Below are 1,323 nucleotides of genomic sequence, written 5' to 3'. Positions count from 1 at the left end.
GGTAGCTCTCCTTGGGCGCGCTGCCGCCGAGGTACACCGATTCGTCGCAGGCCCGCACGTGGTTGGCGTGGGCGTCGGCGTCGGAATACACGGCGACCGTGCGGATGGCCATGCGGCGCGCAGTCGCGGCCACCCGGCAGGCAATTTCACCGCGGTTGGCGATGAGGATCTTCTTAAACATGGTGCGTCTCCGCGGTGAAATCGCCTTCGCACGCTTCGCGTGCCATGCAATGTGGCTGCGCCGCTGCGCCGCTTCGCGGCTGGTCGCCCCGGTTGGCGATCAGGATCTTGTTAAACATTCGATGAGTCTCCAGGAGGGTTCTTCTTGAGCTGGAAGGCGGGCACCACGCCGGGGTCGGCCCGACCGCTGAAGATGCGCGCCACGCGGCCGAACAAGGATTTGAGGAAGCGCCAGCTCTTTCGGATCAGCCAGACGCTGAGCACCAGCACGACGATGAAGAGAAGGCCGAACACCAGCGGATGCGCGACCGCCAGCCAGAGGCCGGCCGGCACCATCGTGTCCTCGACCAGCGAGGCGCCGACATTGCTGAAGGGTTCGGGCGAGGTGTTGATCGCGGCCCGGGTGGTCGCCTTGGCCGCATGCGCCGTGGCCGCGAAGCCGCCGCCGAGCAGGGCCGCCACCAGCGCCATCGCCGCGTGATCGGCGCCGAACACGCCGGCCGCGAGCGCGGCCCCCGCGGGAATGCGGATCGCGGTGTGGACCATGTCCCAGATCGAATCGAGGCCCGGAATCTTGTCGGCGAAGAACTCGACGAAGACCATGAAGCCGCTGGCCGCGATCACGACCGGATGCGCCAGCAGCTGAAGGCCGCTCGGCAGCGGCAGCCACCCGAGGTAGCCGGCCAATCCGGTCAGCAGCACGACCAGATAGAGCCGCACGCCGCTGGCCCAGCCCAGCGCGGCGGCCAGTGCGAGCAGTTGCGGCATGTCGAGCGAGGTCATGAGACGATCCGTATCAACCGTTCAACCACGAAGGCTTGCGCTTTTGCAGGAACGACTGGACACCCTCGCGGCCTTCCTCACTCGCGCGGATGTCGGCGATGCCCTGCACGGTCTTCGCCACCAGCGCATCGTCGATCTCGCGTCCCGCCACGTCGGCGATCAGGGTCTTGCAGGCGCGCACCGCGGCCGGGCTGGCGCTGGTGAGCGCCTTGACGACCTCGGCGACCTTGGCATCGAGCGCATCGGCCGCCACCACCTCGTGCACGAGACCGATGCGATGCGCCTCGGCCGCCGCGAAGCGCTCGGCCGTGAGGAACCAGCGCTGCGCCGCGYGGGTGCCCATCGCGCGCAGCACGTAGG

Annotated in this window: 3 protein-coding genes; all 3 read right to left on the bottom strand. The window is 68.5% G+C overall.

Going from position 1 to position 1,323, the window contains the following annotated elements:
• On the bottom strand, nucleotides 1-202 hold a 202-nt coding region (locus tag AC1D2K_RS34770; RefSeq protein WP_478094991.1), incomplete at its 3' end, for a biotin carboxylase N-terminal domain-containing protein.
• Nucleotides 203-291: 89 nt separating this feature from the next.
• The gene (locus tag AC1D2K_RS34765) at nucleotides 292-963 is read right to left on the bottom strand and encodes a DUF4126 domain-containing protein (protein ID WP_478094990.1); all 672 of its coding nucleotides are present in this window, start codon (nucleotides 961-963) and stop codon (nucleotides 292-294) included.
• 13 nt (nucleotides 964-976) lie between these two features.
• Nucleotides 977-1,323, bottom strand: a 347-nt coding sequence (locus tag AC1D2K_RS34760) for an enoyl-CoA hydratase-related protein (protein ID WP_478094989.1), incomplete at its 5' end; no start/stop codon positions are given.

The sequence above is a fragment of the Variovorax sp. P1_H12_2 genome (assembly GCF_056405335.1).
Note: the sequence above shows the minus strand (reverse complement) of the source record. Positions and strands in the feature narration are given on the sequence as shown.

Coding starts and splice junctions, on each gene's coding strand:
- AC1D2K_RS34765 (WP_478094990.1), bottom strand. CDS start 963: ATGACCTCGCTCGACATGCCGCAACTGCTCGCACTGGCCGCCGCGCTG.